The 19,882-nt window shown below is 37.0% G+C and carries 19 protein-coding genes; 6 read left to right on the top strand and 13 right to left on the bottom strand.

The window, feature by feature from the left end; all coding sequences use genetic code 11:
• Window positions 1-171: 171 nt before the first annotated feature.
• Together GN157_RS11100 and GN157_RS11095 are read right to left on the bottom strand one after the other, a co-directional pair.
• On the bottom strand, window positions 172-540 hold the full coding sequence (locus GN157_RS11100; RefSeq protein WP_157483468.1) for a hypothetical protein: 369 nt from the start codon (window positions 538-540) through the stop codon (window positions 172-174).
• Window positions 541-767: 227 nt separating this feature from the next.
• Window positions 768-1,247, bottom strand: a complete 480-nt coding sequence (locus GN157_RS11095) for a hypothetical protein (RefSeq protein WP_157483467.1) — start codon at window positions 1,245-1,247, stop codon at window positions 768-770.
• Between the two features lie 443 nt (window positions 1,248-1,690).
• Here GN157_RS11095 and GN157_RS11090 point away from each other — a divergent pair, with 443 nt between their 5' ends.
• The 4 genes from GN157_RS11090 (at window position 1,691) to GN157_RS11075 (ending at window position 5,274) form a co-directional block, all read left to right on the top strand.
• Window positions 1,691-1,882 (top strand): cold-shock protein, encoded by a 192-nt coding sequence (locus tag GN157_RS11090; protein ID WP_035134749.1) that lies wholly within the window; start codon window positions 1,691-1,693, stop codon window positions 1,880-1,882.
• Window positions 1,883-2,090: 208 nt separating this feature from the next.
• Window positions 2,091-3,131, top strand: a complete 1,041-nt coding sequence (locus GN157_RS11085) for a DUF4932 domain-containing protein (protein ID WP_157483466.1) — start codon at window positions 2,091-2,093, stop codon at window positions 3,129-3,131.
• A 107-nt stretch (window positions 3,132-3,238) separates the two neighbouring features.
• Entirely contained in the window at window positions 3,239-3,415 is a 177-nt protein-coding gene (locus GN157_RS11080) for a histone H1 (RefSeq protein WP_035134746.1), read from the top strand.
• Between the two features lie 419 nt (window positions 3,416-3,834).
• Window positions 3,835-5,274 (top strand): cellulase family glycosylhydrolase, encoded by a 1,440-nt coding sequence (locus GN157_RS11075; RefSeq protein ID WP_157483465.1) that lies wholly within the window; start codon window positions 3,835-3,837, stop codon window positions 5,272-5,274.
• Window positions 5,275-5,396: 122 nt separating this feature from the next.
• Here the strand turns inward: GN157_RS11075 and GN157_RS11070 are convergent, their stop codons facing one another.
• The 5 genes from GN157_RS11070 to GN157_RS11050 all read right to left on the bottom strand — a co-directional run bounded on the left by GN157_RS11070 (window position 5,397) and on the right by GN157_RS11050 (window position 9,751).
• Window positions 5,397-6,899 carry a family 43 glycosylhydrolase gene (locus GN157_RS11070; protein WP_157483464.1) on the bottom strand — a complete coding sequence of 501 codons (1,503 nt, stop codon included), beginning with the start codon at window positions 6,897-6,899 and terminating at the stop codon, window positions 5,397-5,399.
• A gap of 100 nt (window positions 6,900-6,999) precedes the next feature.
• The gene (locus tag GN157_RS11065; RefSeq protein ID WP_157483463.1) at window positions 7,000-7,908 is read right to left on the bottom strand and encodes an alpha/beta fold hydrolase; all 909 of its coding nucleotides are present in this window, start codon (window positions 7,906-7,908) and stop codon (window positions 7,000-7,002) included.
• A gap of 7 nt (window positions 7,909-7,915) precedes the next feature.
• On the bottom strand, window positions 7,916-8,479 hold the full coding sequence (locus GN157_RS11060; RefSeq protein ID WP_157483462.1) for a TetR/AcrR family transcriptional regulator: 564 nt from the start codon (window positions 8,477-8,479) through the stop codon (window positions 7,916-7,918).
• A gap of 105 nt (window positions 8,480-8,584) precedes the next feature.
• Entirely contained in the window at window positions 8,585-9,301 is a 717-nt protein-coding gene (locus GN157_RS11055; protein WP_157483461.1) for a hypothetical protein, read from the bottom strand.
• Window positions 9,302-9,373: 72 nt separating this feature from the next.
• Window positions 9,374-9,751 carry a DoxX family protein gene (locus GN157_RS11050; protein WP_157483460.1) on the bottom strand — a complete coding sequence of 126 codons (378 nt, stop codon included), beginning with the start codon at window positions 9,749-9,751 and terminating at the stop codon, window positions 9,374-9,376.
• Between the two features lie 104 nt (window positions 9,752-9,855).
• Between GN157_RS11050 and GN157_RS11045 the strand changes: the two genes are divergently transcribed.
• Window positions 9,856-10,218 (top strand): winged helix-turn-helix transcriptional regulator, encoded by a 363-nt coding sequence (locus GN157_RS11045; protein WP_231749127.1) that lies wholly within the window; start codon window positions 9,856-9,858, stop codon window positions 10,216-10,218.
• Between the two features lie 63 nt (window positions 10,219-10,281).
• On the opposite strand, the gene GN157_RS11040 is transcribed toward GN157_RS11045, so the two are convergent.
• The 5 genes from GN157_RS11040 to GN157_RS11020 all read right to left on the bottom strand — a co-directional run bounded on the left by GN157_RS11040 (window position 10,282) and on the right by GN157_RS11020 (window position 15,948).
• Window positions 10,282-11,070, bottom strand: coding sequence for a transporter (locus GN157_RS11040; protein ID WP_157483459.1), 789 nt, complete (start codon window positions 11,068-11,070; stop codon window positions 10,282-10,284).
• Between the two features lie 39 nt (window positions 11,071-11,109).
• Window positions 11,110-12,147, bottom strand: a complete 1,038-nt coding sequence (locus tag GN157_RS11035; RefSeq protein ID WP_231749126.1) for an HAD family hydrolase — start codon at window positions 12,145-12,147, stop codon at window positions 11,110-11,112.
• 186 nt (window positions 12,148-12,333) lie between these two features.
• Window positions 12,334-13,890, bottom strand: coding sequence for an arylsulfatase (locus GN157_RS11030; protein ID WP_157483458.1), 1,557 nt, complete (start codon window positions 13,888-13,890; stop codon window positions 12,334-12,336).
• A gap of 528 nt (window positions 13,891-14,418) precedes the next feature.
• Window positions 14,419-15,105, bottom strand: a complete 687-nt coding sequence (locus tag GN157_RS11025) for an SIMPL domain-containing protein (protein WP_157483457.1) — start codon at window positions 15,103-15,105, stop codon at window positions 14,419-14,421.
• Window positions 15,106-15,300: 195 nt separating this feature from the next.
• Entirely contained in the window at window positions 15,301-15,948 is a 648-nt protein-coding gene (locus GN157_RS11020; RefSeq protein ID WP_157483456.1) for a rhomboid family intramembrane serine protease, read from the bottom strand.
• A 110-nt stretch (window positions 15,949-16,058) separates the two neighbouring features.
• On the opposite strand from GN157_RS11020, the gene GN157_RS11015 reads away from it, so the two are divergent.
• Window positions 16,059-16,961, top strand: coding sequence for a lysophospholipid acyltransferase family protein (locus tag GN157_RS11015; protein ID WP_157483455.1), 903 nt, complete (start codon window positions 16,059-16,061; stop codon window positions 16,959-16,961).
• Here the strand turns inward: GN157_RS11015 and GN157_RS11010 are convergent.
• A complete protein-coding gene (locus tag GN157_RS11010) occupies window positions 16,951-18,447 on the bottom strand; it encodes an aminotransferase class V-fold PLP-dependent enzyme (protein ID WP_157483454.1) in 1,497 nt (498 codons plus the stop codon). The two genes, GN157_RS11015 and GN157_RS11010, sit on opposite strands and share 11 nt — an antisense overlap.
• Between the last annotated feature and the right edge of the window lie 1,435 nt (window positions 18,448-19,882).

The raw sequence follows: 19,882 nt of genomic DNA, 5'->3' as shown, positions 1-19,882 counted from the left end.
GCCTAATTTTATACATGAAAAAACCAGTCAGCAAATACTGACTGGTTAATATAAATTTTATTGTAAAAATTGTCAACCTATTTTAGGACGACTCACCTTATTTCTAAAAGATACTATACAAAATAAAAATCCCCGCTCAAAATGAAACGGGGTTTTATATTATGACTTTTATTAAAAAAAACTTCCCCTATACTCGGTTCCTTTTTGAAATTGAAAAATTAATTCATCCATTTTCTCTTTTGTAAATTTATCTTTATAAAGGCTTATAAATTCCTGAAGAGCTAATTCGTTATTACTTTCATTTTTATCTGAAAAATTATAAATTTTATCTTCAAACTTTAAAACTTTCCGAACAATTTCATTGGATGATAAACCTGTAAATACATAATTGTATAAGCCTACACAACTAGTACTGTCAGTAACATTTTTTCTTATAAATAAAAACTTTGTTAATCCATCATCAGGGCCAAAACTATAATTAACAAGCGTAGTAATATTTGCTTTGGTAAAACAGTCTTTACCATCACCTTTAATCTCCATCTGGTTATATTTACGCGTAGAACAATTACATAATAAAGGTAAAATAAGTAATAATACTATCTTATTGCTAGTCTTTTTAAGGTTCATAAACCTGTACTTTATTTTGATAAACATCTCAATGGTATTTAATTTTAAAAAAGTAAACATTTAATTTCATAACCTACAATTGCTTCCTCTTCTGCATGATAAAAATTCTTCTTTCAAACTTAAGTATAACTTATTTAGAATCATAAACGTCCTTTAGGATAAAAACCTACACCATGACTATACAGTTCTTCAATCTGATCAAGTTCATATTCATTAAAAATATTCACAGCGTTTTTTCTAAAAAAATCAATCTCATTTTTAACCCTAATTGAATCCTTTACACTTGTTTTTTCATCTAGAGTTGTATTTATCATTACCCTTTCTCCTATTTTTAAAATAGGTACATAAACATATCTTCTTCGGGTATTTGCTTTTTCCCAATCATTAATCATCAAAAAAAACACTCCGTTGCACGATTTGGTAAGATTATCATCTCTGTCCAGAATAGACGCTCCTACTTTAGTATTAACCTGACGCTTTAAAATCAAAAAAATTTCCTCTTTTGTAAAGCATCCCGTTTTATCTTCAAAATCAGGCAGTGATGATTCTTTAAAATGATTACCTGAACAGGATATCAATATAAAAATGGATACAGAAAAAAATAAAAATCTAAAATACATCTATTCAGTTTTTTGTTTTTAATATTCTAAATACTCTTTTTAATTTTGCTTTCTAAAAAGTCATTCACAATTCAAATTAATTTTCTTTTCATTCAGTCTAACTTCCCTAACAGTACAATGAAGCAAACACTAATATTAATAATAAATTTATTACAAACCTTATTAGTTTTATTTTTTTGAAGATTATTTACATTAAATTGAGAAAACACGTGTTTTTTTATCCGCTTTTTAAGACTAAAACCCTAAAAATTGATGTAATACTACAACTTTATTAAACAAAATCGTAGTCTGTTTTCACGTTAAATAAAAATCATAAAACCCCGAAACATGCATAAAAGCAGGGGGTTGCGACCGAAACACAATTTATTTGAATAAATAATTTATTATTTTTCAATAAGTTAAATTCAAAATACTATCTTTACCCCAAAATTAATTTATTTACAATGCAAGAAGGTACAGTTAAATTCTTCAATGAAGAAAAAGGTTTTGGATTCATTACTCCAAGTAACGGAGGTAAAGATATCTTTGTTCACGTTTCAGGTCTAACGGAAAGTATCCGTGAGAACGACGTAGTTCGTTTTGACGTTGAAGAAGGTCAAAGAGGCCCAAGCGCGAAAAACGTAGTAGTAGCTTAATAACTCTACAACGACCGGTACAAAGCATCTGATAATTACAGATGCTTTTTTTTTGCCTTACTGTTAACCAGACTTAATACCGAGAAATAGCGAACTCTATATTTAGATAAACAGCTTTAAAATACAATATTCTTTCTTATAAAAAATGTAAAATATAGTTGAGTTAACCACCTCAAACAATTACCTTACTCGGTGAAAACCAACTAATATGACTATTAAATTTTTACGATTTTACCTTTTACTACTCCCTACCCTGTTATGGTCTCAGGACAATTTAGATATAAAAGTAGATAACAGGATGGAAGCGCTGAGTATTTTTTACACCTTAGCAACGGCAGATACCTTAGACACTAAACCCACTCCGTCAACATACTACAGGGATGTAAAACTCTATTTTGAGGCTTATAAAAACCACGAATCATTAAACTGGTACAGAAATCTTGATGCTTGGGACGGTTATGATATGGCATCACTGGGGCTTTTCCTTTCAAAGCAACACCCGTTTACCATTGCCGTTAAACCCGAAGTTAATTATATAAGAAGTTCATCACAAGAAACATTTCTTTACCATTTTAATAAATTTTATGCCGATACAGATATGCATAGCTTTATCAATAAACACAAAAAGCTATACGAGTCAGTTTGTCAAAATGCTAAAGATGCCGTAATAGCTTCGGGCATATTAAACCACATACAATCTTTTTACGGTACTACTGTTGAGAGCAGGTTTGTTATCTATTTAGACCTACTAAACAATTTAGGCAGTAATGCTATTAACAGCGATGATCCCGGTTTTATTAATGACCGAATGTTTAGGCTGGCATACCTAAACGATGAGAGTAAACACCTTACAGATGAATCTCCCGTGCTGTTTACGCCCTACATTAATGTAGTAACACACGAAATAAGCCACCTGTTCCTTAAAGAATTTATCCCAAAATACCGTAAGCGTCTTTATAAAATACGCCAGCTGTTTCTAACTACAAGTAACGGAGAGGTGTTAAATGAAACCAAATGGGAAAACGAACTCGATGAGTTACTTGTAAGGGTTTGTACTGCAAGGATTTTAGCGCAAAAGTTTGGGCATGAAAAGGGTATTGAAGAAATTAATAACCAGGCAAAGCACTTTAAACTGGCAAAGCCGCTTTATGAGTTTTTTGAAACCTATATATCAAACAGGTCTTTATATAAAGAGGTTAATATGTTTTACCCTGAGATAGTAGTCTTTTTAGAAAATTACACCGAATAAATAAAACATAAGAAACCAAGCGTTAAAAAAGAGTTATCAATTTTGCGTGATACCCTGTAAATACTATCTTTACACCAATTAGTAACCAATATATTATACAGTATAACATGAAAGAATTATTTGACCAAATTAACGCACAGTTTGAATCGTTTAAAGCAGAAGCTGAACAACACATCGAGAAAGGTAACAAAGCAGCAGGTACACGTGCCCGTAAAGCAGCTCTTGAAGTAAGCAAACTAATGAAAGATTTCAGAAAAGTTTCTGTTGAAGAGTCTAAAAAATAAGACTATAACTATATAGTTATGCATAAAAAAGCCTGCAAGTTTGCAGGCTTTTTTTGTATATAATTTTATTAACGATTTAAAAAACCAGACCATTAGAAACCTATTTTATCTTATTAAATTTCAAACATTTAAGCCCCTAATCTCTTATAATATTTTTTCCATATTTACACGGTTAATTTTCTGCTTCTATTTTAAGAATAATAACACCTACCGCTTTCCTTACAAACCCCACAATTACCATATTCCATTTTTTAGCAGATAAATTTTTACACATCAACAAAAAAATAACAATTTAATTGCATTAAATAAATTTTAAATATAACTTGTGGTCAAAACAACCATATGTTGATTTTTGCAACCAAAATCAAGCTTCGGTTTATTGCGAAATTCACATATACATCAACCAACAACCATTAATTATGAAAAAAATTATTAGCATTAAAGCATTACTTATCCTGATGCTTGTTGTTAGCGGAACCTCCTGTTCTGACGACGAAACCAACACTACACCAACATCGGTAGATTTTGCCATTACACCCGAAGCGGTGGAGTTTGGCTCTACTGGCGGACACCGAATGATTAACGTACACATTAATCCGGGTACCGAATGGACGCTTACCAATACTGCCGACTGGCTTAGTATAGAAGAAACATCGGGAGCTGGTATGGCACATTTTAATTTTATAGCCGCACCAAACGAAACTCAGGAAGAAAGAAACACAACAGTTACCGCCAGTAACGGTTCTCAAAACATCAACGTGCAGGTTAAGCAGTCGGCTACCGCTACTACCGAATTTGTATATGACATTACTCCTGACCCAAGTAACATGAGCGACATGAGCAGCGTAGCCTTTGCTCAGGCAATGGGAACAGGCTGGAACCTGGGTAACACGCTCGAAGCTATAGGCGGAGAAACAGCATGGGGTAACCCTATGGCAAGCCAAACGCTTATTAACGGTGTTAAGGCTGCCGGATTTAATACCATTCGTATTCCTGTGGCATGGAGCACATTTAGTGATGCTTCAAACTACACTATCGATGCTACCTGGATGGCACGCGTACAGGAGGTGGTAGATTATGCCATTTCTATAGATATGTATGTAATTATGAACGAGCACTGGGACGGTGGCTGGATGCAGCCTACCTACGCGCAGCAGGATTATGTAAACGACCGTTTGGCTAAAATGTGGAAACAAATCGCCACACATTTCCGTGATTACGATTACCACCTGATTTTTGCAGGTACTAACGAGGTAATGGTAGAGGGTGACTATGGTACTCCTACTGCCGAATATTACACGGTACAAAACAGTTTTAACCAAACTTTTGTAACAACAGTACGTGCCACTGGTGGGCGTAATGCTTACCGCTATCTTACTGTACAGGGCTTTAATACCAACATTAACCATACAGTAAATTTTGCACAGATGCCGGATGATGTAACTGCCGACAGAATGCTTATGGAAGTGCATTTTTACGATCCGTATAACTTTTCGCTTAATGCCGAAAGCACCATTACACAATGGGGCGCTAATGCAACCGACCCTAACCTTACCGAAACATGGGCAGATGAAAGCTATGTGGATGCTCAGTTCCAATCCATGAAAACCAATTTTACCGATAATGGTATTGGTGTAATTCTTGGCGAATATGGAGCTATATCACGTACCGATGTACCGGGGCATCAGGCATTCAGGTTAGACTGGGTGAGCTATGTAAGCAACTCGGCACGTGAGCATGGTTTAGTACCGGTTTGGTGGGATAACGGACTGCCATACAACAATAACTCTATGGGAATTTTTGACCGTAATACCGGAGCCGTTACAGATACCGATATAGTAAATGCAATAGTAGATTAAAGTTAGTTTTATAGTTTTATGTTAAAGGCAAACAGCCGCTTCCCTATTAGAAGTGGCTGTTTCTGTTTACAAAAAAAGCCAGTCACTCCCCGACTGGCTTTTTGAATATTAACCTTTATAAATTATGGTAATGGAGTGTATTTAAAGTTTTTAAATGTAACTGTACCGTTCCCTACAGAACACAGCCCTATACGAAGTCCTAAAAAGCCGCTAAGTACATTATGGTTGTAACCCGTAACCTCAGCCGAATTCTCAATTTTAATCCAGTTGTTGCCATTGGTACTGTAATACATATCTACAGTATTATTTACATTTTTAAGGCGAAGGTATACGTGCCTTTTGTGTACCTTACTTTCGGTTACAAACTGCCATCCTCTAAGGTTGGTTAGTATATTTTCCTTATCAGCAAGCATACCTACAAAGTGAGTATTATCATAAAACAGAACAAGTCCGCCATTGGCATCACCTTCAATTTCCATTTCCACCTCAGCGGTATACGAATGGTTTGCAGGCACACAGGCAAGCGGAGACGAATCGCCTATCCCGTTACCTTTCCCCTTAATTACAAGTCCGTTTTTGGTAGCGCTAAAACGTGAGGCATCAGGGCTTCCCCAAAAACGCCATTGTGGTTTTAGCGATTTACCTTTAAAATCATCTGTAAGGTCAAACCCGGTTAGGGCTTTACCTTGTGGCATTGTAAGGGTCGATTCTGCCGTTACCCCGTCAGGGATTTTATACCAGCCATCGGCAGTCCATTCTACCGGAAGCAATAAAGTTTGACGCCCCATATTATAAAAGCCCTTTTCGTAACCATGGAAAATCATCCACCATTTACCATGAGCATCTTCAAACACGGTAGCATGCCCTTGTGACCACCAGCGTTCTTCACTGCTTTGCGTACGCACAATAGGATTGTTTGGTGCATTTTCCCAAGGCCCTACCGGCGACTTAGATCGTGCCTGTATAACCATGTGGCTGGTAGCAGGCCCTGCAGTACCACCTTCGGCTACCGTTAGGTAATAATACTCCCCTCTTTTAAATAGTTTAGGACCTTCCATGCAAAAACACTCAATGGTCCAGTCACGCGGAATCTCCCATCCGTCATAAACGTGTTGCAGTTCGCCCTGAGTATGCAGTCCGTCTTTAGTAAGGGCAATGTAATCACCACTGCTAAAGTACAGGTAGCGGTTCCCCTTCTCATCGGCAACGTGCCCAGGGTCAATATTGCTTATTTTTAAATCTACAGGCTCGCTCCACGGTCCCTCTATCCTATCGGCAGTAATTACATAATTGGTATTTTTTGCCGGAAAATAAATGTAGTATTTGTTGTTGTGCTTAATTAAATCGGGCGCCCAAACCGGACCCACATTGGTACTAAGTGCACTCGTTACAGGTTCCCAGTTAATAAGGTCGTTGGAGTGCCATATTAAAAGACCCGGATAATAATCAAATGAAGAATGTACAATATAAAAATCCTCTCCGTCACGCAATATGCTTGGGTCAGGATAATCGCCTGCAAAAACAGGGTTGTTATAGGTTGTACCGGTTGTATTATCATACTGTTTTTGGGCATTCGCCGAAGTAAATAATACTACTGTAAATAAAAGTAATAACGTTTTTTTCATGTTGGTTTTTTACTATATCGTTTTCAAATATAGTCAAAATGACTATAAGTTGATTTGTGAGTCCGTAAAAAAATGTATTTAAAAAAATGAAAAGTGTAATTTAAGAACCTAAAAAATTAATCATTTCATTAAATGTTGCTTCTGGGGCTTCTTCACAAATAAAATGTCCACAGTCTTTTATTTCAAACAGTTGAAGATTTTCTACAAGTCCAGGTAAAGCCATTTCAAGTAATTTAAAACCGCTTCCACCTATTCCTAAAACAGGCATTTTTAGAACCTTATTATCTTTACTATCTGCTATATCTTTTGGAAAAGTACTATACCATTTATTACTTGCCGAAATAGCATAATCACGTTCATAAGCATTGGTATAAACAGCCCTGTCAAAATCAGTTATTGCTTCTTTATCAAAACATAGGTTATCAAATATATAATCTAAAACCACATTATATCTTCCTTTTAATAATTTCTCGGGTAATTCATCAATCTGATTAAAAGCTACCCACCAAGGATAAGTATAACCTGTCGATTTATCTGTCAGGTCCATTAACGGTAGCATAGGCAGCCTGTACATATTCTCATCTGCCGGAGGAGTATCTAATATAATAAGCTTAGCTACCTTATCAGGATAATCACACGCTAAGCTGTAAGCAACAGATGCTCCTATATCATGTCCTGCCACAAAAACCTTATCATAGCCTAATTCAATAATAAGCTCATAAATATCTTTAGCCATGCTTTTTTTATCATAACCTTCTATCGGCTTATCTGTTGTCCCCATACCTCTAATATCAATAGCTATTACAGTATAAAAATCAGACAGTTTATTCATAATCTCATGATAACTCCACCATGTTTGGGGCCAACCCGGTAATAAAAACAAAGGTTTGCCTGTACCTCCCTTTACATAATGAAGTTTTATATCGTTAACACTTATATAATGGTTTTCAAATCGGGGAAGCTTTTTTACTAAAGCTTCATCAGATAATTTTTCTTCTGAATATTTCATATTATTATTATTTAACGGTTAATCCAATACCCTTACTAAATGAATACCAGGCAATTTTTTTTACCTCATTAGGAGCAACATCACCTGACTCAAATACTTCAATAGTACCGTCAACTATGCACCCAAATAATGTGTATACCCAAGCATCATTTAAACCTTTATTAATCAAATCTTTCTTTCTTAGTTCGGAAATAACACCAAACCACTTGGACTTTATATTATCCATACCTGTTTGCTTTTCATCTTGAGAAAGTTCAGAAAAAGATTTTCTCTTATCCAGTTTTTGTAAGAATCTAAATTTACTTCCGCAATCAATTACAGCATATAATGTTAGTTCTAACTGTTTCAAAGGATTATCACTGGCATCATAGGCATCCTGCATCATACCCTGACAATATACCATCATCATTTCCCTACAAACATCTATAAGATCGTCTCTACCCTTAAAATAGCGTTGCATTGTTCTTGAAGATGTTCCTGCTTTTTGAGCAACAAGATCCAGATTTGCCGAAAAATCATTATTAAATATTTCAATTGCTGCTTCAACTATATTATCATACGTTTTATTCATGTCGCAAATATACGACATTTATCGTGTAAAAAAGACAATAATAAAAAAGGCAGCCCAAAAGCTGCCTTTCAATATTAACAATATAGTATTATAAAGAAACAATCATTACTTATTAATATGTTCTTTATAATATATATGTGACATATTTTCAAAGCCCTGCCAGTTTAAAGTTCTGTCATGTATAGTATCAATAAACCCAGGTGAATCAATATAATAAGTCATTGCACCCGTACTTGAAAAAGATCCCTTCCCTTTAATAGTTAATAATTCAGCTTCAAAATCCTGAATAATTGTTTTCATTTTCTCTGTAAGTACAACCTTAGTACTATCATCTTCAATCCAATAATAGTCATTGTTTTCTCTGGTAATAGTGTAAGATGATGTCATACTGGCAACACAGCCCCCTTTAGCAACAATAGTATATAAATCTTTAGATTTTAACCTACTAATAGGTGTTTTATGTCTATAAGCTTCAGTATTAATTGAGTCATAAACAACACTGATTGTTTTAGTGAGATTATTACTCAGTGAAAAAGATTTTGAAATCGTATCACCTAACAACCCTAAATATTTTAGTTTGTATTTTTCATTAGGCAAATCCGTAAATTTAATAGTATCACTTGCATTAAATTCCGCCATGGGAAACTTAGCAAAATAATACAACGAGTCATTAGCATTAGTCTTTAATTCTATAAAAAATAAATCAACCTTACCCTCATAGTAAGGATTTACACTTTTAATAACAACATTAAGATTATTGTTATTCTTTTTACATCCTGTTAGCAGAAGTAAAAAACAGATAAACCAAAAAGCTTTTTTCATAGCATACAGTAAGGTGAAATAAAAAACCTCCCCGATAAAGGGAGGCTTTAAAAATAGCTATAAAAATTTAATTTAGTTGGCTTTCACTTTCGCAGCTTGTAATTTATGGTAATACGTATAGGAAATACTAAGTAAAACCAATACAACTATAGGTGCAATTGCTGTAGCAAATCCCTGTACTACAGTATGGGCCACAATAGCAGAAATAAACACTATACCAAAACCTGTATATGCCCACTCCTTAAACTTAGCCGGTACCTGTGGTAACAGTATTACAAACAGGCCTATTATTTTTGCTATGGCAAGTTCTATCCTAAAATAATCAGGGAATCCCATTAGTTGGAAAGCCTCTTTCATTTGTGGCAGAAATAAATATAAAAATCCGCTTACACCACCCATTAGCATGGCAAGCGACGTTGTAATCCAGTAAATAATTTTGTTTTTCTTCATTATTAAAAAGTTTGCTTTGTTTTGTATCACAAACTTAAGTATATTTACTTACCAAAAGTTAGTAGTTACCCAAAGGTAAGTAGTAACCTTTATGTAAGCACCCTATGAAAAAAACCGAAAAAGTACACGACCAAACCAGCTGTATGGCGGCGCTTAACGCCATGAGCGATTCCTTTTATGTTATAGGCGGTAAGTGGAAGCTACGCATTATTATCTCCCTTAAAAACGGTAACAAACGCTTTAATGAGATACAGCGTTCCATACCGGGACTATCGGCAAAAGTGCTGTCGGGTGAATTGAAAGACCTGGAAACAAACGGACTCATACAGCGTGTTGTGTATAACGAAACTCCTGTGGTGGTAGAATACCTGCCAACCCCATACAGTGACACTTTAGAACCTGTATTGACCTCTCTTGTAGCATGGGGTGAAAACCACCGCGAAAAAATAAGAAACGGCGAATTTTAAATCTTTCACAAAATAAAAAAGCCTTGAAATTCAAGGCTTAAAAAAAATCTATATCCTATATACTTATTTAGGGAACAAAAATATTACCACGGCACGCCAGCCCCAGTCGGCCTTACCGCCATCGGGAGCTGCAAGGTTAAGCCTTGGTCCTATTACCAGTGATATTTTCTGACCGCCAACACTCGTCAATCCGCTAACGGTTGGGTTAAGCCAAATGGTGGTATCGCTGCTTTGCCAGTTTTGAGTCATTTCCATATTACAGCCAAGCCCTGCACCACTTTGCCAGTTATAGGTTACAAACGGCTGAAGGAACATTTGGCTAACATCAGGGCGGTCACTGTCTCCGGCAACACTCCAAATTTGGTTAACCAGTGCACCATAGGTCCATCCGTTGCTTTGTTTTAATGCTACCGCCGTAGGTCCTACCCCAAACTTTTTGGTTGTAAGATAATCATCTGTACCCACAGGTAACAACAGTACCGGCCCTACACCCCACGTTAAACCGTTTTTAGAAGCTTTAGGACTAAAAAACCCACTTACCACAGCATCACTAAGTCCGTTTTGTTTTTCACCCGCCCCCGTAATGTTATACTGGGTAACAACCGGAAGTATAACCCTGCCTATTAAATTCCAGTTTTCATTAAGGCTTAAAGGGATTACAGGCTGTATGTTCATGGTATTACGTGAACCGTTAAGTGCTCCTATACCATAATCACTGTTATTTTGAAAAGGCACACTGATAAGCGATGCTATAGGGTTAGACAGTTTTTTTGCCAGTTCGGCATCATCACTTTGAGCGTTTACCATAAAACAAAACAGTAAACTACAGGTTATTAGTAAAGTGTGTTTCATAATTGATATAGGTTAACGTTAGTATTTTATGGCTTATGGTTAATTACCATAAACCGTATTCCAGTCGTTTTTCATATCGACAACTGTCCAACCTTTTGCCGCAGCTTCGTCAAGTCCTTTATTTAAAGTACCAATAGGCGAATTCCTGTCATAAGCCCATTCCCTAACAGAATCTGTATGATGTACATATAACTCAAAGTTTTTATACTTGTTTGATGCTGCATACTGCATCATTTGTAAATCACCATCAGAGTTTCCCGCAGAAAAAACAGGCTTACGCCCAATGAATTTATTAATCCCAACAGGCTTACCTCCCTTATCGTCCATAAACTCAAGCTCAGGCAATATTCGTATTACCGGGTTACCATCATTGTAGTCGAATTCTGTTTTGTTTGTAGTCCCTACAATCTGATTATCGGGAATACCATAAACACCTTCGGTCCAGGCACGCATAAACTCAATACCCCCGCCCGAAACGATAAACAGTTTAAAGTCGTACGCTTTTAAGTAGTCTAAAAGTTCCTGCATAGGTTTATAAGTCAAATCGGTAAAGAGCACATCTTTTGTAGGATGTTTTGCCGTGGCAATCCAGTCTTTTACCATTTTATCAAACTCCTCGGCAGTTACATTGCCGTGTACTTCCATTACCATATCAAAAAGAGCTTTATCGCCCTGTTGCATAAGCGTTTTCAAATCGTGCTCAATAGCAGCCTTGTAAGGTTGCTTGTCTTTCCATTCGGGATGATTTGCCGAAAGCTGTTTTATCCTGTCCATAGTGAAGAACAGCTGAAAATAAGTAGGCTGTTCGCTCCATAGCGTACCATCATTATCAAACGTGGCAATGCGGTCTTCTACCGGAATAAAATTAGCACTGCCTTCGGTAGTTACATCTTTCACAAAACTGATAATGGCTTTTTTACTGGCAACATCGTTCCATGATGGCAGCGGATCACTGTTTTCGGTAGTTTGTACTGTTGTTGGTTCGGTTTTTACAGATGGTTCCTGCTTACATGCCATTAAAGAGGCAAATAGCATACAAAAGGCAAAAAGCCTTGTTCCGTTTAATTTTACATTCATTGTATTGTGGTTTGGATTGGTTTATTGCATTAGTGAGTTAACATAACCGATATTAACTATAAGGAGAGGGTTCAAAAATCGCATCGTTATATGACCGATATACCATGCTAAATCAATTTCCCCGCATAGTACTATGCGGGGAAATATTGCGGGGATTACAATTACATTAATTAACCTGAATATGCACTACTGCCTAGTTCCCGCCTGCAGTATTTTGTCTATAGCTTTATTAACGTCTAGCGAGGCCGCTGCCTGCCTTGGCGGAAATTCCTTAAATGTTTCTAAGTGCTCCTGTAATATTCCTAACGCCGGTTGTAATACCCACGATTTTTCCATTATTTGGTGAAAGCCCGTAATATCGTCATAATGCTCAAACGGGTCTTTCCTTAAATTGAATAACATAGGCATGGTATGGGTTACCATGTCGTCAAAATAGCGCTCTTTAGTAGCAAAGTGCATTTTCCACGGTCCTACCCTAAGTGCCGTTAAGCTGGACTCATAGTAATAAAAGAAGTAATTTCTTTTAGACTCGTTTGCCTTACCCGTCCAGTAATCAAGGTTATTAAAGCCATCTATATGCACTTTGTAGGTCATGCTGCCTACCTTTTTACCTTTTTTAAGATCGTCGCTAATATTAGGCTCTCCAACTGCTGCCATAAGTGTAGGCAGTACATCCTCGTGTGCCGAAATTCCGTTTCTTACCTGTCCGGCAGGGATTTTAGCAGGCCATCTAACCAGGAACGGCGAACGCAATCCACCTTCCCAGGTTGTCATTTTCTCACCTCTAAACATGGTTGTACCGGCATGAGGCCAGGTACTTTGTTCGGGTCCGTTATCGGTAGTATAAATCACAATAGTATTATCGGCAATGCCAAGTTCATCCAAATAGTCTAACAGCTCGCCTACCTGCATATCGTGTTCCATTAGTCCGCTACCAAATAAATCGACATCGGTACTAATACCGGCAGCAAGGTATCTGTGTTCTTTTTTAAGATGCGTATACACGTGCATACGGCTGGATGCATGCCATATAAAGAAAGGTTTATTGGCATCTTTAGCGCGTTTCATAAAATCTTTGGACTTGGCTACCAGAGTATCATCAAAGGTTTCCATACGGGTTGTAGTAAGCGGTCCCGTATCTTTAATGCGTTGCTTACCTACTCGACCAAACCTTGGGTCTACCGTGCCATCATCTTTTGTAGAGGCATACGACTCTATTACACCACGCGGACCGTATTTCTCTGCAAATTCCTTACTCTTTGGATAATCGGCCTGTTCCGGCTCTTCCGATACGTTTAAGTGGTACAGGTTACCGTAAAACTCATCAAAACCGTGTACTGTAGGTAAATGCTCGTTACGGTCGCCCAAATGGTTTTTACCAAACTGTCCCGTCATGTACCCCATAGGTTTAAGGAGTTCGGCAAGGGTTGGATCGTCAAACTTTAACCCTAAAGGGTTACCCGGCTGCCCTACTGTGGTAAGCCCTGTTCTAACGGGCTTTTGCCCTGTTATAAATGCAGCACGCCCGGCAGTACAGCTGGGCTGCGAATAATGATCAGTAAACAGTACCCCTTCTTTAGCAATCCTGTCTATATTAGGTGTTGGGTACTGCATACCCATGGTGTAAGCCCCAAGTGAGTTTGGTGCTACATCGTCTACCATAATAACAAGAATGTTGGGTTGTTTTTGTGCCATAGCAGCAAACGCCACTAACAGCATTAGCGTAAGGTAATTTTGTTTCATTTTAATGCTGGTTTATTGTTTAGGTTGATTTGTAAGTGTAGTAATATGCTTGGCATTAAAGCTACACTCCAATAAAATTAACAAAAATAAAACACTAAAAACCAGTTGGTTAACAAAACTTTAAGACTGCCAGCTTGCTTATTTAAAAAATAAAGTCCTCCTGCTTTTGGCAGGAGGACTGCAGGGGAATCACAATAACTAACCTAATATTTAATCAACTTATTTTTTTACAGAACAGAAAAAAATCCCCGGGGCGCATTATCCCGGGGACAGGAACAACGTCCAACCTATTTCAGGTAGACAACTAAATTCTTAACTCGTATAATTTGTGATGCGGTTTACTATTACTATTTCAATATGCAATTAAGGTAAGTGTTAAATTCACACCTTTAAATTAACAAATCCTAAAACACTGCTTACACAACTTAACAAAACTTTAGCAACTCATTTACAGATATTTGAAATAAAAAATCCCCAAAGGCAATGCCCTTGGGGATTTATACTTTTATAACTTAAAGCTATCTTACATTAATTTGAAAGAACGAAGCTTACAGTAACTTTTGCTCTTACCTCTATCTCACCAACAGCTAGCGTTTCTCTTGATCCCATGCTATCCATTTCGGCATTCATAGCCATTGCCATTCTCATTGGTGGCGTATAAGACGAACCGCTTTCATTAATCATAATCGCAGAACCGATACCCTGCCCCAATGCTGATGCATACTCTTTAGCTTTTTTCTGGGCATCGAGCATAGCTTCTCTCCTTGCCTGTGCTTCATACTCCTTTTGTTTAGACGATTCAAAATTTACGCCCTGTATGTTGTTTACACCGGCTTCGGTAAGCCCTGTAATAAGGTCATCATACTTACTTAAATCTTTTAATTTAACCGATATGGTTTGTGAAGCCTTGTAGTAGTATTTCTTTTTATCATAGTCGTAGTTTCTGTTAAGGTACACACGCTCGGTTTGATAATCTTTTGCGTCAATACCGGCTTTTTTAAGGTACTTAATAACAGCATCGGTAGCTTTGTCGTTTTCCTTTTTAACCTCTTTAGCATCGTTACCTTCGTTATTTACTCCAATGGTAATGGTAGCCATATCCGGCGTTACTTTTATTATACCCTCACCCTGTACGGTAACCTGTGGCATGGGGGTCTGTTGTGCGTTTGCAGCTCCTGCTATCATCATAACTAATACAATTGCAAATTTTTTCATAGTGATTATATTTTCTGTTTTGGTTAATGAATTCCAAATTGCATGCCATAAAAGCGGGCAAGTGTTACGAAATTAACAAAACCTCATCACACAGGCTGTTAAGAAAATGATAATCAAACGAGTGGAGAAAGATAATTTTTTACTATAAATTCTCCTGAAAAGATTGAACCTATGCTTATTATCATTCTTACAATTTTATATTTTCCCCGACCGGGCCATAAAGAATAAAATAATAATAGGAATTATAAGCAGTACCACTACAAGTGTATTGGTTTGAAACAGTTGTGGCATTTTACAAAGAGTGAAAGCGAGTCCACCAATAGCCCCGCCAAAGTGAGCCGTATGCCCTATATTATCGGCCTTAGCCCTCATACCATAAATAGAATATAGTAAATACCCTATACCCAATACATAAGATGGCATAGGTATGGCAAAGAAAAGCAGTAATCCCTTATCAGGAAACATAACGATTGACGAATACATCACTCCCATTACAGCTCCCGATGCTCCTATAGCCCTGTAATGCAAGTCGTTTTTATGAAAATACAGCGTAAGCAGGTTTCCGCAAATAAGGCTCGCAAAATAAATAATAACAAACTCCAGTACCCCCATACCCCAAATTACATCAAACCCAAAAAGGTACAGGGCATACATATTAAAAATAAGGTGCATTGGGTCGGCATGTAAAAACGCACTGGTAAACATTCTATACTGCTCCCCAGCCCTTATACTACCTATATGAAAGTCGTATTTCCTAAAGAAATAAACATTATCAAATCCTTTAAAGCTTACTAATGCAGTAACTCCCATTACTACCCAAATTGCTAAATTTCCTATATCCATATTCAATTTTAAAGTGTAAATTTAACCAATAGTACTGAAACTTTTCTTACCAATTGAAGAAGAAAAGCTTAAATAAACCATAATAAAGTATATTTGTAAAAAATTTTGGAATGCAATTCTTAGCCTATATCATAGCCTATCCTATACTCTGGCTAATTTCTATACTACCTTTCAGGTTGCTTTATTTATTATCTGATTTTGCTTATGTACTGGTATATCACGTAATAGGATACCGTAAGAAAACCGTACGCCTTAACCTTGCCCTGTGCCTACCGGAACTCACCGAAGCCGAGCGTAAAAAAACCGAAAAGAAATTTTACCGTCATTTTTGTGATACCATATTCGAAATGGCAAAAACAATGACCATTAGCGATAAGCAAATCAAAAAACGTTTTGTTTTTGAAAACATAGAGCTTGTAAACGAGTACGAAAAGCAAGGCAAAAGCATTGCCATGTTTATAGGTCATTATGGCAGTTATGAATGGCTGCTTGCTATGAACAGGCATTTTACCACCCACAAAGGTTATGGTATTTATAAAAAGCTTGCCAACCCGTATTTTGATAAAATGGTAAGGCAACTGCGCGGACGACTTGGTGCCGAACTTATTGATACCAAAGAAAGCGTACCTGTAATTAAAAACAATGCCCGTAAAGGTATACTGGGGATTTATGGTTTTATTAGTGACCAAAGCCCTAAAATATACCGCGTTCCCTACTGGGGGAACTTCTTTGGGATGGAAGTACCGGTGCACGGTGGTGCCGAACTGCTTACCAAAAAGCTGGACATGAACGTAATTTACGTTAAGGGTGAAAAAATAAAACGCGGCCATTATAAAGCCACGTTTATTCCGTATGAGGGTAACCCTAAGGAAGTTCCAAACTTCGGGTTAACCGATATTTTCCTTCGTATGATGGAAGACCAGATAAGAAAAGACCCGGCTTATTACCTGTGGACGCACAAACGATTTAAAAACCGCCGTAACGATCCGCCGGGATATCCGCCTAAAGCTTAAACCAGTTATCTACCATGTTTTGTACCACAGGCTGTGATTTTACGTGTGTAAACTCGTTACTACTCCTGTTATAATCATACTCTTTACCCCACTCTTCGTGGTTTTTAGCCAGTTCTATAATGCTTTTGCAAACATATTCAATCTCGGCATTGGTAGTAGTTGGGTGAATAGACATTCTAATCCATCCCGGTTTTTGTATCAGGTCACCTTCAGTAATCTTGTTTGTAAGATACTGTGATTTCTCGTGGTCTACGTGTAACAGATAGTGACCGTAAGTACCGGCACAACTGCATCCGCCACGGGTTTGAATACCAAACCTATCGTTAAGTATTTTTACACCAAGGTTAAAGTGCAGGTTATCTATAAAGAACGAAATAACCCCCAGCCTTTCCTGATGTTGCGGAGCCAGTATGTTTATATTTTCTACCTCATTAAACTGAGTGAAAATGTAATCTATAATTTCATGCTCCCTTTTCAGCATGTTCTCTACCCCCATTTGCTCTTTTAGCTTAACGCAAAGTGCCGTTTTAATAACCTGAAGGAAGCCCGGTGTACCACCATCTTCGCGCTCCTCAATGTTATCAAGGTATTTGTGCTCACCCCAAGGGTTGGTCCAGCTAACAGTACCACCTCCCGGATGATCGGGAACCATGTTTTTGTATAATTTTTTATTGAAGATAAGCACTCCCGATGTACCGGGACCACCAAGGAATTTGTGCGGAGAGAAGAAAATGGCATCAAGATAAGCCTCTTCATCTGCCGGGTGCATGTCTATATTTACATAAGGTGCGCTACAGGCAAAGTCTACAAAGCAAACACCGTTGTACTGGTGAACCAGTTTTGCAATTTCATGATACGGAGTCCTGATTCCTGTTACGTTTGAGCAACCTGTAACCGATGCTATTTTAAGTGTACGGTCTTTGTGCTTTTCTAACAGGGCTTTAAAACTGTCAAGACAAATAAGCCCCTGCTCGCATGCAGGAATAACCTCAACGCGGGCAATGGTTTCCAGCCAAGAGGTTTGGTTAGAATGGTGCTCCATGTGCGAAACAAATACCACAGGTCTTTTCTCTTCTGGTATAGTAGTAAACTCCTTTAGGTTTTCCGGTACTTTAAGCCCCAGTATCCTCTGGAATTTATTTACCACCCCTGTCATACCACTACCATCTGTAATAAGTACGTCGTCGGCTCCGGCATTTACATGGTGCTTTATAATGTGGCGTGCTTCGTGGTAAGCATTTGTCATTGCCGTACCCGAAACGGTAGTTTCTGTATGGGTGTTGGCAACAAACGGACCAAATTCATTAAGCAGTTTTTCTTCTATAGGTCGGTACAGTCTGCCACTGGCAGTCCAGTCGGTATAAACAATTTTTTGTTTACCAAAGGGAGTATCAAACTCCTGGTTAATACCCACTATATTATTACGGAACTTTTCAAAGTACTGTTCCATTTGTGTACCTAAAGTAGTGTTTGCAGCTTCTAACATTCTCGAGTCTTTATAAAGCGCAAATTTAGGAAAATTAAAACGTTATAGTCAATTACTTTTATAAACTAACGCCCCCTGTTTGTGATATTTATAAAAAAATACCGGAAAGCTTAGAATATTACCCCTAAGCTACCGGCTTAACATATAAAAAACTATAATTAAAAATTATTGAGAGTTGTATTAGTAAAAGTCTCTTCTCCTATGGCGTTTTTTAAGATCCTTATAAATTAAAAAGGCTAGGTAGCTTAGCAGCCCCACCGCCAGTATTGGAACAATGTAATCCATGTCAATCAGTTTTAGAGTTAGTAGTTTCGTGAAATGTGATTTGGTTTCAGTAAGGTGACCGACATGTAGAATGTAACGGGGCAAAACAGGCAATATTTTTAGCCAATTGCTTATTTATGAAAAGTATAACACGATTTTAAGAAAGACTGACAACTTCTGTTAAAATCTTACAAAAAAGGCAGGGGTACTAAATCCTGCCTATAACAACCTATTTTGTTTTCAACGCTGACTCTACTCAAATCTATTTCAACGAAGCGGTGCAAATTTATAAAGACCTGTTAAATTTTTACGGAAATCCGTATTAAATTTATGTTAAAATAAATTGCAACCCATTTATTATGAGTGCATAATATTTTTATAACTACAAAAAAATTCTTAAGATTAGCTTAAGACACTGAAATACATAAATTTAAAACTGTAAGAAAAAACACATAAATAAATAACTCTGTACCAAAGTTTATTCTGGTTTTAAGAAGAAAATATCTAAAGAATATTCATATTTTAATTCTTTAAGCCATAAAAAAATGAAAGCCCCGGTTGCTATATGTAACCGGGGCCATCATTAACCAATAATTAGTAAATACTAATTTACCATTAATAAAGTTACATTAAAAAATCAGGACTTCTATACAAAAAATCATATAATAAACTAAATATCAAAATTTTAACATCTCTAACAGGAAAGTTTTTACAGAAAAAGAATTTAAAACCTAAGTTGCTAATTTACTGACCAATACTACTCTTTTCTTTTGAGATTCCTCCATTACGCTATCGCTTCAGTCGGAATGAAAAAGAGATCCTTCCTATCGTCAGGATGACAACCCGCTTCTGTCATTGCGTTCAGCATGTCATGTCGACGGAAGGAGACATCTATATCCAAAATTCAGAGATTCCTCACTACACTATGTTTCGTATCGGAATGACAGCCGCTAAAAAACACCTGAGTAAACAAATGGCATTAGGTTTTGATGGCGTAAAGTAAATTAGTGAAAGAGGCGTAAAAAGCATCTGCTGTTTGAGGCGAGAGCCGAGTTCAGATGGTTTAGCCGAAAGAAGTAATTTATAGCCTGAGAAACCTTAGCCTTGAATTTTTCGTTCTTTTGTTTCAAGACAAAAGGACAATAAAACAACACTATTATAAATGATGAAT

It is taken from the genome of Flavobacterium rakeshii (assembly GCF_009741375.1).
Classification (GTDB): Bacteria; Bacteroidota; Bacteroidia; order Flavobacteriales; family Flavobacteriaceae; genus Flavobacterium; species Flavobacterium rakeshii.
The sequence above is the reverse complement of the archived record's forward strand: the minus strand, read 5'-3'. Positions and strand labels throughout refer to the sequence as shown.

Excerpts from the sequence above, each read along its gene's own strand:
- GN157_RS11100 (WP_157483468.1), bottom strand. The coding sequence starts at position 540 with ATGGAGATTAAAGGTGATGGTAAAGACTGTTTTACCAAAGCAAATATT.
- GN157_RS11095 (WP_157483467.1), bottom strand. The coding sequence starts at position 1,247 with ATGTATTTTAGATTTTTATTTTTTTCTGTATCCATTTTTATATTGATA.
- GN157_RS11090 (WP_035134749.1), top strand. The coding sequence starts at position 1,691 with ATGCAAGAAGGTACAGTTAAATTCTTCAATGAAGAAAAAGGTTTTGGA.
- GN157_RS11085 (WP_157483466.1), top strand. The coding sequence starts at position 2,091 with ATGACTATTAAATTTTTACGATTTTACCTTTTACTACTCCCTACCCTG.
- GN157_RS11080 (WP_035134746.1), top strand. The coding sequence starts at position 3,239 with ATGAAAGAATTATTTGACCAAATTAACGCACAGTTTGAATCGTTTAAA.
- GN157_RS11075 (WP_157483465.1), top strand. The coding sequence starts at position 3,835 with ATGAAAAAAATTATTAGCATTAAAGCATTACTTATCCTGATGCTTGTT.
- GN157_RS11070 (WP_157483464.1), bottom strand. The coding sequence starts at position 6,899 with ATGAAAAAAACGTTATTACTTTTATTTACAGTAGTATTATTTACTTCG.
- GN157_RS11065 (WP_157483463.1), bottom strand. The coding sequence starts at position 7,908 with ATGAAATATTCAGAAGAAAAATTATCTGATGAAGCTTTAGTAAAAAAG.
- GN157_RS11060 (WP_157483462.1), bottom strand. The coding sequence starts at position 8,479 with ATGAATAAAACGTATGATAATATAGTTGAAGCAGCAATTGAAATATTT.
- GN157_RS11055 (WP_157483461.1), bottom strand. The coding sequence starts at position 9,301 with ATGAAAAAAGCTTTTTGGTTTATCTGTTTTTTACTTCTGCTAACAGGA.
- GN157_RS11050 (WP_157483460.1), bottom strand. The coding sequence starts at position 9,751 with ATGAAGAAAAACAAAATTATTTACTGGATTACAACGTCGCTTGCCATG.
- GN157_RS11045 (WP_231749127.1), top strand. The coding sequence starts at position 9,856 with ATGAAAAAAACCGAAAAAGTACACGACCAAACCAGCTGTATGGCGGCG.
- GN157_RS11040 (WP_157483459.1), bottom strand. The coding sequence starts at position 11,070 with ATGAAACACACTTTACTAATAACCTGTAGTTTACTGTTTTGTTTTATG.
- GN157_RS11035 (WP_231749126.1), bottom strand. The coding sequence starts at position 12,147 with ATGAATGTAAAATTAAACGGAACAAGGCTTTTTGCCTTTTGTATGCTA.
- GN157_RS11030 (WP_157483458.1), bottom strand. The coding sequence starts at position 13,890 with ATGAAACAAAATTACCTTACGCTAATGCTGTTAGTGGCGTTTGCTGCT.
- GN157_RS11025 (WP_157483457.1), bottom strand. The coding sequence starts at position 15,105 with ATGAAAAAATTTGCAATTGTATTAGTTATGATGATAGCAGGAGCTGCA.
- GN157_RS11020 (WP_157483456.1), bottom strand. The coding sequence starts at position 15,948 with ATGGATATAGGAAATTTAGCAATTTGGGTAGTAATGGGAGTTACTGCA.
- GN157_RS11015 (WP_157483455.1), top strand. The coding sequence starts at position 16,059 with ATGCAATTCTTAGCCTATATCATAGCCTATCCTATACTCTGGCTAATT.
- GN157_RS11010 (WP_157483454.1), bottom strand. The coding sequence starts at position 18,447 with ATGTTAGAAGCTGCAAACACTACTTTAGGTACACAAATGGAACAGTAC.